The 12,736-nt window shown below is 55.1% G+C and carries 12 protein-coding genes; 9 read left to right on the top strand and 3 right to left on the bottom strand.

Going from position 1 to position 12,736, the window contains the following annotated elements; translation table 11 throughout:
• Positions 1 to 2 precede the first annotated feature (2 nt).
• The 3 genes from rbsK to DDT56_RS07430 are packed head-to-tail and all read left to right on the top strand — an operon-like array spanning position 3 to position 3,315.
• Entirely contained in the window at positions 3 to 932 is a 930-nt protein-coding gene (gene rbsK / locus DDT56_RS07440) for a ribokinase (RefSeq protein ID WP_136165828.1), read from the top strand.
• 13 nt (positions 933 to 945) lie between these two features.
• Positions 946 to 2,286, top strand: coding sequence for an L-fucose:H+ symporter permease (fucP, locus tag DDT56_RS07435; RefSeq protein WP_136165827.1), 1,341 nt, complete (start codon positions 946 to 948; stop codon positions 2,284 to 2,286).
• A gap of 15 nt (positions 2,287 to 2,301) precedes the next feature.
• Positions 2,302 to 3,315: an aldose 1-epimerase family protein gene (locus DDT56_RS07430; protein WP_136165826.1), complete on the top strand. Its 1,014-nt coding sequence runs from the start codon at positions 2,302 to 2,304 to the stop codon at positions 3,313 to 3,315.
• Between the two features lie 158 nt (positions 3,316 to 3,473).
• Here the strand turns inward: DDT56_RS07430 and DDT56_RS07425 are convergent, their stop codons facing one another.
• Positions 3,474 to 5,162 carry an aspartate:alanine antiporter gene (locus DDT56_RS07425; RefSeq protein ID WP_136165825.1) on the bottom strand — a complete coding sequence of 563 codons (1,689 nt, stop codon included), beginning with the start codon at positions 5,160 to 5,162 and terminating at the stop codon, positions 3,474 to 3,476.
• 326 nt (positions 5,163 to 5,488) lie between these two features.
• Between DDT56_RS07425 and DDT56_RS07420 the strand changes: the two genes are divergently transcribed.
• On the top strand, positions 5,489 to 5,851 hold the full coding sequence (locus DDT56_RS07420) for an inner membrane protein YbjM (protein WP_136165824.1): 363 nt from the start codon (positions 5,489 to 5,491) through the stop codon (positions 5,849 to 5,851).
• Positions 5,852 to 5,922: 71 nt separating this feature from the next.
• Here the strand turns inward: DDT56_RS07420 and DDT56_RS07415 are convergent, their stop codons facing one another.
• The gene (locus DDT56_RS07415) at positions 5,923 to 6,189 is read right to left on the bottom strand and encodes a GrxA family glutaredoxin (protein ID WP_136165823.1); all 267 of its coding nucleotides are present in this window, start codon (positions 6,187 to 6,189) and stop codon (positions 5,923 to 5,925) included.
• 266 nt (positions 6,190 to 6,455) lie between these two features.
• On the opposite strand from DDT56_RS07415, the gene nfsA reads away from it, so the two are divergent.
• Both nfsA and rimK read left to right on the top strand, forming a co-directional pair.
• Positions 6,456 to 7,175: an oxygen-insensitive NADPH nitroreductase gene (gene nfsA / locus DDT56_RS07410; protein ID WP_136165822.1), complete on the top strand. Its 720-nt coding sequence runs from the start codon at positions 6,456 to 6,458 to the stop codon at positions 7,173 to 7,175.
• Positions 7,176 to 7,182: 7 nt separating this feature from the next.
• On the top strand, positions 7,183 to 8,079 hold the full coding sequence (gene rimK / locus DDT56_RS07405; RefSeq protein ID WP_136165821.1) for a 30S ribosomal protein S6--L-glutamate ligase: 897 nt from the start codon (positions 7,183 to 7,185) through the stop codon (positions 8,077 to 8,079).
• A 190-nt stretch (positions 8,080 to 8,269) separates the two neighbouring features.
• Here the strand turns inward: rimK and DDT56_RS07400 are convergent, their stop codons facing one another.
• Positions 8,270 to 9,226: a bifunctional helix-turn-helix transcriptional regulator/GNAT family N-acetyltransferase gene (locus DDT56_RS07400; RefSeq protein WP_136165820.1), complete on the bottom strand. Its 957-nt coding sequence runs from the start codon at positions 9,224 to 9,226 to the stop codon at positions 8,270 to 8,272.
• Positions 9,227 to 9,475: 249 nt separating this feature from the next.
• Here DDT56_RS07400 and DDT56_RS07395 point away from each other — a divergent pair, with 249 nt between their 5' ends.
• From DDT56_RS07395 to potG, 3 genes are all read left to right on the top strand, one after another.
• A complete protein-coding gene (locus DDT56_RS07395; protein ID WP_136165943.1) occupies positions 9,476 to 9,955 on the top strand; it encodes a type III secretion system chaperone family protein in 480 nt (159 codons plus the stop codon).
• A gap of 382 nt (positions 9,956 to 10,337) precedes the next feature.
• Positions 10,338 to 11,447, top strand: a complete 1,110-nt coding sequence (gene potF, locus DDT56_RS07390) for a spermidine/putrescine ABC transporter substrate-binding protein PotF (protein WP_136165819.1) — start codon at positions 10,338 to 10,340, stop codon at positions 11,445 to 11,447.
• A gap of 152 nt (positions 11,448 to 11,599) precedes the next feature.
• Complete coding sequence (potG, locus tag DDT56_RS07385) at positions 11,600 to 12,733, top strand: putrescine ABC transporter ATP-binding subunit PotG (RefSeq protein ID WP_136165942.1); 1,134 nt, start codon at positions 11,600 to 11,602, stop codon at positions 12,731 to 12,733.
• Positions 12,734 to 12,736 lie beyond the last annotated feature (3 nt).

Raw genomic sequence — 12,736 nt, 5'->3', positions numbered from 1 at the left:
TTATGGATATTGCCGTCATTGGTTCAAATATGGTGGATCTCATCACCTACATTAACGACATGCCTAAAACAGGCGAAACGCTGGAAGCTCCCGATTTCGAGATCGGCTGCGGCGGGAAGGGGGCTAATCAGGCGGTCGCCGCCGCCAAGCTGGGCGCGTCGGTGATGATGGTCAGCCGGGTCGGGGACGATCTCTTCGCCGACAACACGGTAAAAAACCTGCGCCATTTCGGGGTGGAAACCCGCTATGTCACGGCGGTGAGCGGGACATCAAGCGGCGTGGCGCCGATCTTTGTCGATAAGTCGTCGCACAACCGGATTTTGATTATCAAGGGCGCGAACGCGCATCTCTCCGCCCGGGATATTGATGCGGCCGCGCAGTCGCTTATGCGCTGCAAATTGATCATTCTCCAGTTGGAGATCCCGCTGGAAAGCGTTTATTACGCCATCGACTTTGCCCGTCGGCACCAGATTCCGGTCATTCTCAATCCGGCTCCGGCCTCCCGCGAACTGGATATCGGCTATGCCTGCCAGTGCGATTTCTTTATGCCGAACGAAACCGAGCTGGAGATCCTGACCGGCATGCCGGTCGATAGCGAAGAGAATATTCTGCGGGCAGGGCGTTCGCTGCTGGCCAAGGGGCTGAAGAACCTGATTATCACCATGGGGCATCGCGGTTCGGTGTGGATGGCGGGCGAGCAGGTGCGTCACGTCAAGCCGGTCAGCGTTCATGCCATTGATACCAGCGGCGCCGGCGATGCTTTCATCGGCTGCTTTGCGCACTACTTGGTAAAAGATGGGGATATAGAACAGGCGATGGAATACGCCTCTGCGTTTGCCGCCTACAGCGTTACCGGGAAAGGCACCCAGCGTGCTTATCCTGACGCGGCGCAATTCCGCAATTTTCTTGCCAGTCATGCTCTCGCCAACTAACCGGGGAAAAATTATGCGCCAGGACATTATCCAAATGCCAGATGGCTATCTGAACAAGACGCCGCTGTTTCAGTTTATTTTGCTGTCGTGTCTGTTCCCGCTATGGGGCTGCGCCGCCAGTCTGAACGATATTTTGATTACGCAGTTTAAAAGCGTGTTTGAACTGAGCGATTTCGCCAGCGCGCTGGTGCAAAGCGCCTTTTATGGCGGTTATTTTCTGATTGCCATCCCGGCGTCGGTGGTGATCCGCAAAAGCAGCTACAAAATCGCCATCTTGATTGGCCTGACGCTATATATCGTCGGGTGCAGCCTGTTTTATCCGGCGTCGCATATGGCAACCTATACCATGTTCCTGGCGGCTATTTTTGCCATCGCCATCGGCCTGAGTTTTCTGGAAACGGCGGCGAATACCTACAGCTCGATGATCGGCCATCGTGATTATGCCACGCTGCGTCTGAACGTCAGCCAGACCTTTTATCCGGTGGGCGCGTTAATGGGCATCGTGCTGGGCAAATATCTGGTGTTCCAGGAGGGCGACAGTCTGGAAAGCCAGATGGCGGCCATGACGCCGGATCAGATCCATGCGTTCCGCCTGCAAATGTTGGAGCACACGCTGGAGCCTTATAAGTATCTGATTTTCGTGTTGCTGGTAGTGATGTTCCTGTTCCTGCTGACCCGCTACCCCACCTGCAAAGCGCAGGCTGACGGACAGAGTCGGAGTAAGCAGTCATTGCCGTCGCTGGGGGAGACCCTGCGTTATCTGGCGGGCAATAGCCACTTCAAACGCGGCATCGTGGCGCAGTTCCTGTACGTCGGTATGCAGGTCGCGGTATGGTCATTTACCATTCGTCTGGCGTTGACCCTGGGCGCCGCTAATGAACGCGACGCATCCAACTTTATGATTTATAGCTTTATCTGCTTCTTTATCGGTAAGTTTGTGGCGAATTTCCTGATGACGCGCTTCAGCGCCGAAAAAGTGCTGATTGCTTACTCGGTGCTGGGCGTGGCCACGCTGGCCTATGTGGTTATGGTGCCGAGCTTTACCGCCGTCTATGCCGCGGTGTTCGTCAGCGTGCTGTTCGGGCCGTGCTGGGCGACGATTTATGCCGGCACGCTGGATACCGTGGACAAGAAATACACCGAGGTGGCGGGCGCGATCATTGTAATGTCCATCGTCGGCGCCGCCGTGGTCCCGGCAATACAGGGTTATGTGTCCGATCACCTTGGCTCGATGCAGAAAGCGTTCGGCGTATCCCTGCTGTGTTTCGCCTATGTCGGTTTCTACTTCTGGGGGGAAATGCGCAACAAACAGCGTCTTGCCGCCGGTCGGACTATTGCCAAACATCAGGCTTGAATAGAGGAGGAGACCATGAGTACAACCATTCATTTATCACCCGCGATGTTTACCGAACGGCCCCGGACGCTGTTGGAAAACGCGGATTTTTCCGCGACCACCTTTCGCTATGACTCAGGGATTGCGGCGATAAAGCTACAGAATACGCGCGGGTACGTTGTGGTGCTGCCTTTCTATGGTCAGATGATTTGGGACGCCGAGTTTGACGGTCATCGGCTGACGATGAGCAATCCGTTTACGGAACCCAAGCCGGGCAGCAGCATTATCGATACCTACGGCTGTTTTGCCTTTCATTCCGGTTTGCTGAGCAATGGCTGTCCGGCCGAAGACGATCTGCACCCGCTGCATGGGGAGATGGCCTGCGCGGCAATGGATAGCGCCCGCTTGGTCGTAGGCGGCGATACGCTGATGCTGACCGGCGACTGTGAATATGTGAAAGGGTTCGGCCATCATTACCGGGCGGAACCGGCGGTAACCCTGACCGCCGGCGGCGCGCTGCTGGGCATCGATATGGCGGTGACCAACCTGGCCAGCGTGCCGATGCCGTTGCAGTATATGTGCCACATGAATTATGCCTACGTGGCCGGGGCGACGTTCAGCCAGACTATCCCCGATCGCGCTTTTGCCCTGCGCCGCTCCATCCCGGGCCACGTACATCCGACGCCGCAATGGCTGGAGTATACGGAAAAGCTGGCGCAGGCGCCCGAGCGTTTCGCGGCGCTGGACGAACCGGCGTTTTACGATCCCGAAATCGTCTTTTTTGCCGACAACCTGTCGCAGTACGCGCAGCAGGTGGAGTTCAGCATGCATGCGCCGCAGGGGCATCGCTTCGTCACCCGCTTTTCCACTGCGCAGCTAAATTACGCGACGCGCTGGATTCTGCACAACGGCGATCAGAAAGTGGCGGCCTTTGTTCTGCCGGCCACCTGTCGGCCCGAAGGACGCAATGCCGCTCGTCGCGCGGGGTCTTTGATTGAACTGAACGCGGGAGAAACCCGGCGTTTTCATGTGGAAACGGGCGTGGCCTGAAAAAGAAAAGGCCCATCAATCTTGAACCTTAATGGCGGGAAAGATGGGCTCCTCAATATGGGGATATCAAAGAAAAGCAGTGGCACTGATTCAGACTTCACCGTTCAGGAAAAGTTCTGTCTTGTGTAAGAAATATTCACGGTTTTTTGCATTTTTTATCAACCGGGTAATTCAGGCCAGATAATAACAATCAGCGACCCCGCCAGGGTCAGCAATACGTTGGCGATAGCGTAGGTTCCCGCATACCCCAGCGCCGGAATGTTACTGCGGGCGGTATCGCTGATAATCTCCATGGCCGGGGCGCAGGTTCGAGCGCCCATCATGGCGCCAAACAGCAGCGCGCGGTTCATGCGCAGCACGTAGGCGCCGAACAGAAAACAGATAACCACCGGCACCAGGCTGACGATTAATCCCGATATCAGCATCTGCACCCCTATCTCGCCAAAACTGCGGCCGATGCTGCTGCCGGCGCTTAGTCCGACGCCGGCCATAAATACCATCAGGCCGAACTCTTTCACCATATTCAGCGCCCCTTGCGGTATATAGCCGAAAGTCGGGTGGTTGGCGCGCAGAAAACCCAGCATGATGCCGGCGAACAGCAGGCCTGCGGCATTGCCCACGCCGAAGGTAAAATTACTGAACTGGAAGGTGATCAGCCCGACCATGATGCCGATGATAAAGAAAGCGCAGAAAGCCAGCAGGTCGGTTACCTGGCTGTGAATGGAAATAAACCCGATTCTGTCGGCGATGCTTTTTACCCGCCGGGCATCGCCGCTCACCTGCAACACGTCGCCTTTATTCAGCACCACGCCGTCATCAATCGGCATTTCAATCTGGCTGCGAATGATGCGGTTAAGAAAACAGCCGTGGTCGGTCAGTTTTAACTGACTGAGGCGTTTACCGACCGCATTGTGGTTTTTCACCACAATCTCTTCGGTGACGATGCGCATATCCAGCAGATCGCGATCGAAAACTTCCTTGCCGTCGCGAAAGTTGGGGTTGAGGCGGGCGTGAGCGTCCGGGTAGCCGACCAGGGAAATCTCATCGCCGATTTGCAGCACGGCGTCGCCATCGGGATTGGCCAGAATGCCGTTGCGGCGGATGCGCTCGATGTAGCAGCCCGTCTGGCGGTAAATGCCCAGTTCGCGCAGATTCTTGCCGTCGGCCCAGGCGACCAGTTCCGGCCCGACGCGATAGGCGCGGATGACCGGCAGATAGACCTTTCGCTGGCTGTCGGTGTCCAGCCCGCGCTCACGGGCGATTTGCTGGGCGCTGGTAGGTAAGTCCTGATGCTGTAATTTGGGCAGATAGCGGGCGCCGAAAATCAGGCTGACCAAACCAACCAGATAGGTGAGCGCGTAGCCCAGGCTGAGGTTGTCCTGTTCGATGCCGAGCCGTGGGCCGATGCTGGACAGGTTGCGTAAGGTATCGCCGGCGCCCACCAGCACGGGCGTCGAGGTCATGGAGCCGGCGAGCATGCCGGCGGTCAGCCCGATGCCCCAGCCGAAGAGCTTCCCTAATCCCAACGCCAGAAGCAGCGCGCTGCCGACCATGACCAGCGCCAGCATTAAATAGTTTTTGCCGTCGCGGAAAAAAATGGAAAAGAAATTAGGCCCGGCTTCAACGCCGACACAGAAAATAAATAGCATAAAGCCCAGGCTGAGCGCTTCGGTATTAATCGAAAAGTGTTGCTGCCCGAGTAATAACGATACAACTAAAACACCAATAGAATTACCGAGTTGTACCGGTCCCAGACGTAATTTTCCCAGACAGAGCCCTAAAGAAAGAACCACGAATAACAGCAGAATGTAATTCCCGTTTAACAAATCAGCGACGTTTATATTCATGGGATGTAACTTGTTGTTTACCAGTAAGTTCTTGATATAAATAGCTATAAAGACTAAATTTAGCCATTAAGTACAGAGATTCCATTGACATCATAAATAGCCGTCAGCTGAAAGGAATCAGTTGCGGACAGTATAAATTATTCGGTGCCAATTGTTCAGTGTAATTATTGTGTCGTGGTTATTTTCGGCTTATCGGTCGTACAACCAATAACACGTGGTGGTACCTCACTTTGTGTCATATCGGGGATATTCAGCTACGCATATTTGCCGTGCCGGTCAAGGACTCGGAAAAGTATGGCGTGGAAGGGCATATAGAGAGGAGGCGTATGGCAAGCGATAAAGGTTGGGTTGGCGCGACCTGCTGTTTTTTATTGTTTACCGTGGTGTTTTTAAGCCAGAAAATGAATGTGTCCGACGCGGATGGGCTGCATGGCGATCCTGGAATGCTGCTTTTTTTATTGCCCGGCGTGGTGGCCAGTTTCCTGTCCGCGCGCGGGCGGCTGCTTTATCCGCTGATCGGTTCATTGCTGGCAATGCCGGTGTGCCTGCTGGTGCTGCACTTTTGGCGTACCTCGCATCACTCATTCTGGCAGGAACTGGCCTATGTGCTGAGCGCCGTTTTCTGGAGCGTGCTGGGGGCCTTGGGTTTTATCTTTCTGCATGCGCTCTACCGGCGCTACTTTCGCTGAGCGGCGGTTTTCCTTGTGGATTAACGATAAAAAAAGACGCGGGATGCGCCTTTTTCTTATCGTTGCATCGGTTATGACTGGAACAAACTCAGGTGTTGTTTGGCGTAAGCTTCAAAATCGGTGCAGCCGCCGATATGCTTTTCATCCAGGAAAATCTGCGGCACGGTTTCGACGGGTTTACCCACCGTTTTGGATAAATCTTCTTTAGTGATGCCCTCGGCCCGGATATCCACATAGCGGAATGTGAAGTCATCGCGCTGCTGCGCCAGTTTTTCCGCCAACGCTTTTGCGCGCACGCAGTAAGGGCAGCCAGGACGCCCGAAAATAACAGCCAGCATGTAAACTCCTTGGGTAACATTTGGGAAACGGTATTTTTCTAAACGCTGGGTATGATGCCTGAAGTCATAGACGGTTACTATGCTCGCATTACCTCATGAAAAAAAGCGGTAATTACCTGTTACAACGATTCGCCCCGCCTATGGTATGCGGCGGGATGTAAAGGGGCATTGGTCTGACGGGGCGGCTGGCATATAATCAACCGCTGTGCGATACGCATGATAAAGGCACATTCATCGCTATTTTTTCTATACCAGAGGGATACCGCGTGACGCCCACCATTGACTTGTTACGACGCCATCGCTCCATCCGCGCGTTTACTTCACAGCCGGTGACGGATGAACAGCGCAGCGCGATTATCGCCGCCGCGCAGAGCGCCTCAAGCTCCAGTTTTCTGCAGTGCAGTTCCATTATCCGCATTACCGACCCGGCGATTCGAGAGACGCTGGCGCATTACAGCGGCGACCAGGCGTATGTCGCCCAGGCGGCCGAATTCTGGGTGTTCTGCGCCGATTTTCAGCGCCACCTGCAAATATTTCCGCAGGCTGAAACCGGTCTGGCGGAACAGTTGCTGATAGGCTGCGTTGATACCGCGCTTATGGCGCAAAATGCGCTGGTCGCCGCGGAGTCATTAGGGCTGGGCGGCGTGTATATAGGCGGGATCCGCAATAAAATCGCGGATGTCACCGCTTTGCTGAAACTGCCGCGCCAGGTATTGCCGCTTTTCGGGCTATGTCTGGGATACCCGGACGCCGATCCGCAGCTAAAACCCCGCCTGCCGCCCGAAATTCTGCTCCACGAGAATGCGTATCAGCCGCTCGATGGCGATAAACTGGCGCAATACGATCGACAACTGGCGGAATATTATCTGCAACGCACCGGCCGTCGCCGCGATAGCTGGAGCGAGCATGTGGCGCGCACGCTGAAAAAAGAGCTGCGTCCGTTTATACTGGATTACTTGCACCAGCAAGGATGGGCGCTGCGTTAGGACATTTATGAAGATAGCGATTCTATCTCGCGACGGTTCGTTATATTCCTGCCGGCGTCTGCGTGAGGCCGCGCAGCAGCGCCGGCATCAGATTGATATTATCGATCCCTTGTCCTGTTACATGAATATCAATTCGGCGGCGCCTTCGGTGCATTACCGCGGCCGCAGGCTGGTGAAATATGATGCGGTCATCCCGCGTATCGGCGCGTTGATCACCTTTTACGGCACCGCGGTGCTGCGCCAGTTTGAAATGCTGGGCGGTTTTGCGCTGAACAACTCGGTGGCGGTTATCCGCGCCCGCGACAAGCTGCATTCGCTGCAGTTATTGGCCAGCGCGGGAATCGATTTGCCGGTGACCGGGTTTGCCCATTCCCCCGATGATACCGGCGACCTGATCGAAATGGTCGGCGGCGCGCCGCTGGTGGTCAAGCTGGTGGAAGGGACGCAGGGGATCGGCGTGGTGCTGGCTGAAACCCGGCAGGCCGCCGAAAGCGTTATCGACGCCTTTCGGGGGCTGAACGCCCATATTCTGGTGCAGGAGTATGTCCGGGAAGCGCAGGGCAGGGATATTCGCTGTCTGGTCATCGGCGACCGGGTTGTGGCGGCCATCGAGCGACAGGCTAAACCGGGCGAGTTCCGTTCCAATCTGCATCGCGGCGGTTCGGCGCGAAAGGTGCGGATTACCGCCCGGGAGCGGGCCGTCGCGCTTAAAGCGGCTAAAACGCTGGGGCTGAACGTGGCCGGGGTGGATATTCTGCGCGCCGAACGCGGCCCGCTGGTGATGGAGGTGAACGCCTCGCCGGGGCTGGAAGGTATCGAAACCGCCACCGGGGTGGATATCGCCGGTATGATGATAGAATTTATCGAGCAGCACGTTCGGGCGTTATCGGTGCATAAAAGTTAGTTTTCCGCATAGCGGCCGTTACTTGCGCATTTATTACCGCTTCACCCGTTGTCTACATCACCTGTTTTGGCGTGGATCCGCAGCGTTACGGCTGGTTGTTTGCCGCGAATATTGTCGGGCTGATGAGTAATGGCACGCCGCGGATCATCGCGTTGTTTACCCTGACCGCGCGGGGTTCTGCGACGGCGGATTAACGGCTGCCGGCAGAGTTTCGGGTGAACTGTTGTTCCGTCATTGTCATTCCCCACTGATCACCCTGCCATTCTTTGAACAGTTCGAAGCCAAAGGATTCATAAAGACGCCGTGCAGCATTCAGACCACTAAAGGTCCAGAGCTGAACGGCATCGAACCCGCGCTTATCACAAAACGCCATTGCTTCACTGAGCAGTTTCCTGCCCATTCCGGTTCCACGGCAACCGTCATCTAGAATGAACCAGCGCAAATGCCCTTCGTTATTCCCGAGATCCTGACCATCTATGGCGACGGAACCGACAATTTTGCCGTTGTTTACCGCCAGCCAGATCTGATTACAGGGTTCATGCAAACGTCCGGCGAATTCAGCCAGCCCACAAGCCACCTTCCCTTCGAAGAAATGCCCGAAATTGTAATTTTTCGCATAATACGTTCCGTGCATTTCAGCAATTTTGCCAATCATGCCGGGCAGATACCCGGTGACAATGTCGATCGTTTTTTGCGGCGTGGTAGTCTCCAGATTACGGCAGCGCTCGAGCGCGCGGGCATATGCCGTAAGCCCGTGCGCGACAGTCTGTTGCTGCTCGTCGTCCAGATTCTCCAGCGCTTTTATCACCCGCATAGCGCCGTAGTCATTTATCCGGCTGACGGTCTGAACACCTTTTTCGGTCAGTTTCAACTGCTTAACTCGGGCATCATTGCCGGACTGCACTTCCAGCAATTCTCCCGCCGCCAGCAACCTGGAAAGCATCCGGCTGACGCTGGATTTTTCCAGCCCCAGGCACTGCACCAGCTGTGCGGCGGTCATCGCACCCTGATTTTCAATTTCCAGCAGGCTGTGTACGGCAGAAGGCGAATAGTCCGTGGCGGCCAGCGTGGCGTTCATAAAGCCAAGTTCACGCACCATAAGGCGTGAAGCGGAACGGATTTCTTCAATTAATGAGCGGTTCGGCATGAGTCATCTTCGGCAATAAATTGATAGTTGTATAATACAACCATTATTCTGTTTCTGCTGTCAATACGCCGATAACTATTCCAGCTGACAACCGGCATTGGCTGAGGCTGAACAAAGCCGGCGGGCGGCTACGGCCCGCTATAACATAAAATGCACAATCGGTCGTTTGTGATTTATCATGGTATCGGAACGCAATATTCCGTAAGCTATGGACCCCTTTTTTAACAACAGTCGGTATGAGGCAAAATGATGGATTCACTCATCGTCCCGGATTTGACTATGCTACGGCGGTGGCTGGATCAATTGAACATCGTGTTTTTTGAATGCGACTCCTGTCAGGCGCTGCATTTACCCCATATGCAGAATTTTGACGGGGTATTTGATGCGAAAGTCGATCTGGTGGACAACGTGGTGCTGTTCTCCGCGCTGGCGGAGGTGAAGCCCAGCGCGCTGATCCCGCTGGTCGGCGACCTGAGCCAGATCAACGCCAGCTCCCTGACGGTAAAAGCCTTTATTGACGTTCAGGATGATAATCTGCCGAAGCTGATTGTTTGCCAGTCGTTCAGCGTGGCCGCGGGGATGACGCTGGAACAGTTCAGGCATTTTATGCAGCAGTCCGAAGAGCAAATTTCGATGGTGATTTTAGAAGCCGGGGCCAATAATCTGCTGTTTATCGGTGATGAAGAAGATACCTCTGCTGGCAGGGTAACCACATCGTTCCTTCATTAATGCCATTGCTGCCAACGGCAGCAATCAGTTTCTCTTATTTGCGGTTAACCGTCGTTTATTCTGCATTTATGGCTTTATTGCCGGATATTCATCGATGTTTATCGCCAAATGGCCGGACGACATAAATAAAATGTGCATAAAAAATCGATAAAAACCATTTTTTAGCTTCGGCTATGGTGTGAGTGATGCAGTGCGGTTATGCTTAATTCCTGTAACGGCCACCCGCTAAAGTCGTATTTATTTCGGTGTCGACTATGCTGAATCCAGTGCATAGCCATTCATTGATTTTTATCGCGGACACGCTGGCGCAGGACGAGTTTTGTATCTGACCGGATACAAGTTTACCCCCATAAATTACCCCCTGGCATGGAGGAAGGAACGGATGTTCACCCAACGTAAAAAATTGTTATCGGGTGTTGTTGCCGGCTTGCTGATGGCCGCGTCCGTCACCGCATCTGCGGAACAGAAAACGCTGCATGTTTACAACTGGTCTGACTATATTGCGCCGGATACGCTGCAAAATTTCCAGCGGGAAACGGGCACCAAAGTGGTTTATGACGTGTTTGACTCCAACGAAGTATTGGAAGGCAAACTGATGGCCGGCAGCACCGGGTTTGATTTGGTGGTGCCCTCGGCCAGTTTTCTCGAGCGCCAGCTTGCCGCGGGGGTATTCCAGCCATTGGATAAAAGCAGGCTGCCGAATTATAAAAATCTCGATCCCGAGCTGTTGAAACTGATTGCCCAGCACGATCCGGATAACAAGTACGCGCTGCCCTATTTATGGGCGACCACCGGGATCGGCTACAACGTCGATAAAGTCAAAGCCGCGCTGGGCGCGGACGCGCCGCTGGACAGCTGGGATCTGGTGCTGAAGCCGGAAAATCTGGAAAAGCTGAAAAGCTGCGGCGTCTCTTTCCTGGATGCGCCCGAGGAGATTTTCGCCACCGTGCTGAACTATCAGGGCAAAGACGCCAACAGCAGCAAGGCGGCCGACTACACCGGGTCGGCGACGGAGCTGTTGTTAAAACTGCGTCCCAGCATTCGCTATTTTCATTCATCCCAATATATCAACGACCTGGCCAACGGCGACATTTGCGTAGCCATCGGTTGGGCCGGCGATGTGATGCAGGCCGCCAACCGCGCCAAAGAAGCGAAAAACGGCGTCAACGTTCATTACAGTATCCCGAAAGAGGGGGCGCTGGCTTTCTTCGACGTATTCGCCGTGCCGGCCGACGCCAAAAATCTCGATGCCGCCTATGAGTTTTTGAACTATCTGCTGAAGCCGGACGTTATCGCCAATATCAGCAACCATGTGTATTATGCCAGCGCCAATAAAGAAGCTGTGCCGCTGGTCAACGAAGAGATTCGTAACGATCCCGGCATCTATCCGCCCGCGGACGTACGCGCCAAACTGTTTACGCTTAAGGTGCAATCGCCACAGATTGACCGTACCCGCACTCGTGCTTGGACCAAGGTAAAAAGCGGTAAGTAAAGGTTTTTTATCCTGGTGTTACTGTAACAGACAGGCGGTTGATCCGCCTGTCTGTTCTATATATGCGTCACCGACTCGCTCTGCGTCAAAGCCATATGCTGGCCTGGCTCCGGGCGGTGACCTGTTCTGCTTTTGCCGGAGAGCAATGCGAAGTGAATGAAGCCATTCCCCGTCCCCAGCCCAAGCCCCAAAAAGCGGTAACGCCGTTGCTGGAAGTGCGTAACCTGACCAAATCGTTCGACGGGCAGGCCGCCGTCGATGATGTCAGCCTGACCATTTATAAAGGCGAGATATTCGCCCTGCTGGGCGCGTCCGGCTGCGGCAAGTCCACGCTGCTGCGTATGCTGGCGGGTTTCGAACACCCCACCCAGGGGCAAATAGTCCTGGACGGGCAGGATCTTTCGCTGGTTCCGCCCTATCAGCGCCCAATCAACATGATGTTTCAGTCATATGCGCTGTTTCCGCATATGACGGTGGAAAAGAATATCGCTTTCGGTCTGAAGCAGGATCGCCTGTCCCGTTCCGAGATCAAGGATCGCGTGGAGGAAATGCTGGCGCTGGTGCATATGCAGGAGTTCGCCAACCGCAAACCGCATCAGCTTTCCGGCGGCCAGCGGCAGCGCGTGGCATTGGCCCGCAGCCTGGCGAAGCGCCCCAAGCTGCTGCTGCTGGATGAGCCGATGGGGGCGCTGGATAAAAAACTGCGCGACCGTATGCAGCTTGAGGTGGTCGATATTCTGGAGCGCGTCGGCGTGACCTGCGTTATGGTGACGCACGATCAGGAGGAAGCCATGACGATGGCGGGCCGCATCGCCATTATGAACCGCGGCAAATTCGTGCAGATCGGCGAACCGGAAGAGATATACGAACACCCCAACACCCGCTTCAGCGCCGAATTTATCGGCTCCGTCAATATGTTCGAAGGGGTGCTGACCGAGCGGCGGGATGACGCCCTGATTATACGCAGTCCGGGGCTGGTGCATCCGCTGAGGGTGGATTCGGACGTCTCGGTGGTGGACGGCGTGCCGGTCTATATCGCCCTGCGGCCGGAAAAGATCGTGCTCTGTGACGAGGTGCCGGCCGACGGCTGCAATTTTGCCGTCGGGGAAGTGGTGCACATCGCCTATCTGGGTGATTTATCGATTTACCACGTCCGATTGAACAGCGGACAGATTATCAGCGCGCAGTTGCAGAACGCCTATCGCTACCGCAAGGGCGCGCCCACCTGGGGCGACGAAGTGCGGCTGAGCTGGGACGCCGACAGCTGCGTCGTGTTGACGGTGTAGCGA

The sequence above is a fragment of the Brenneria corticis genome (assembly GCF_003115855.1).
Taxonomy (GTDB): Bacteria; Pseudomonadota; Gammaproteobacteria; order Enterobacterales; family Enterobacteriaceae; genus Brenneria; species Brenneria corticis.
This window is presented reverse-complemented; position numbering and strand designations above follow the sequence as displayed.

What these genes read in the sequence shown, in the direction of transcription:
- rbsK (WP_136165828.1), top strand. Translation starts at nt 3, where the DNA reads ATGGATATTGCCGTCATTGGTTCAAATATGGTGGATCTCATCACCTAC.
- fucP (WP_136165827.1), top strand. Translation starts at nt 946, where the DNA reads ATGCGCCAGGACATTATCCAAATGCCAGATGGCTATCTGAACAAGACG.
- DDT56_RS07430 (WP_136165826.1), top strand. Translation starts at nt 2,302, where the DNA reads ATGAGTACAACCATTCATTTATCACCCGCGATGTTTACCGAACGGCCC.
- DDT56_RS07425 (WP_136165825.1), bottom strand. Translation starts at nt 5,162, where the DNA reads ATGAATATAAACGTCGCTGATTTGTTAAACGGGAATTACATTCTGCTG.
- DDT56_RS07420 (WP_136165824.1), top strand. Translation starts at nt 5,489, where the DNA reads ATGGCAAGCGATAAAGGTTGGGTTGGCGCGACCTGCTGTTTTTTATTG.
- DDT56_RS07415 (WP_136165823.1), bottom strand. Translation starts at nt 6,189, where the DNA reads ATGCTGGCTGTTATTTTCGGGCGTCCTGGCTGCCCTTACTGCGTGCGC.
- rimK (WP_136165821.1), top strand. Translation starts at nt 7,183, where the DNA reads ATGAAGATAGCGATTCTATCTCGCGACGGTTCGTTATATTCCTGCCGG.
- DDT56_RS07400 (WP_136165820.1), bottom strand. Translation starts at nt 9,226, where the DNA reads ATGCCGAACCGCTCATTAATTGAAGAAATCCGTTCCGCTTCACGCCTT.
- DDT56_RS07395 (WP_136165943.1), top strand. Translation starts at nt 9,476, where the DNA reads ATGGATTCACTCATCGTCCCGGATTTGACTATGCTACGGCGGTGGCTG.
- potF (WP_136165819.1), top strand. Translation starts at nt 10,338, where the DNA reads ATGTTCACCCAACGTAAAAAATTGTTATCGGGTGTTGTTGCCGGCTTG.